General features: G+C 36.9%; 2 protein-coding genes. Both read left to right on the top strand.

The window, feature by feature from the left end; genetic code table 11:
- Positions 1-135: 135 nt before the first annotated feature.
- Positions 136-447 (top strand): type II toxin-antitoxin system HigB family toxin, encoded by a 312-nt coding sequence (locus FCV43_RS19740; RefSeq protein ID WP_017053844.1) that lies wholly within the window; start codon positions 136-138, stop codon positions 445-447.
- The gene (locus tag FCV43_RS19735; RefSeq protein WP_017053843.1) at positions 444-872 is read left to right on the top strand and encodes a helix-turn-helix domain-containing protein; all 429 of its coding nucleotides are present in this window, start codon (positions 444-446) and stop codon (positions 870-872) included. The genes FCV43_RS19740 and FCV43_RS19735 overlap by 4 nt, the downstream gene beginning before the upstream one ends.
- The last annotated feature ends 13 nt before the right edge of the window (positions 873-885 follow it).

Raw genomic sequence — 885 nt, 5'->3', positions numbered from 1 at the left:
CGGTGCAATGGTTTAGCTTAGGTGTTATAGCGTTGTCGCACCTTAATTGGGCGTTAGGCGTCTTTAAATTTCGATACACATATTGTGAACTTTTTTGTTTGTGCTATATTCACATTAAGTGAACTAGAGGTAACTATGCACGTAATTTCAAGAAAGCCATTCGCAGATGCGGCGAATAAATATCCAAATGATTCGCTTGCGATCGAGTCACTTTATAAGACTCTGAAAAACAACAATTTCACAGATCCATTGGCAATGAAAAATGTTTTTCCTAGCCTAGATAACTTTAAGTACAAAGATAAGTGGTATGTGATTGATATTGGTGGCAACAATCTACGCCTAATGGCGTTTATAGAGTTTCGAGACAGCCGCATTTTTGTTAAGCATATTGTGCCTCATGATGAATACGACAAACTGTGTAAGAAGTATGCAAAGGAGTCAAAATGAAAAACTTTACTGAAGTGAAATCAACAGCTTTGGAACTGTTTTCAATGGCAAGTTTTTTGGGACATATCTCAACAGAAGAAGAGTACCATCAAGCTTTAGAGCTAATGGAAGAGTTAATCGAAGAGTATGATTTATACAAACCGTTGATCGAAGTGTTATCTCATTCAATCGAAATTTGGGAAGATGAAGCAGACGAATTTGCACAATTCAATGCTTCTATTAACAGTTTAGATAGCGGTGCCGCCACATTGAGAACATTGATGGATCAGTATCAACTTAAAGCTGATGACCTAAAAGATGTAATAGGTGGTAAGAGCCTAGTATCAATGGTTTTAAATGGTTCAAGACAACTTACAAAAGATCACATTCAAGCTATTTCTGATAAATTTAATGTGAGTCCGGCATTGTTCTTCACACGCGCCTAACAAGAGACTATGG

Source organism: Vibrio genomosp. F6 (assembly GCF_005146325.1).
GTDB classification, from domain to species: domain Bacteria; phylum Pseudomonadota; class Gammaproteobacteria; order Enterobacterales; family Vibrionaceae; genus Vibrio; species Vibrio cortegadensis.
The sequence above is the reverse complement of the archived record's forward strand: the minus strand, read 5'-3'. Positions and strand labels throughout refer to the sequence as shown.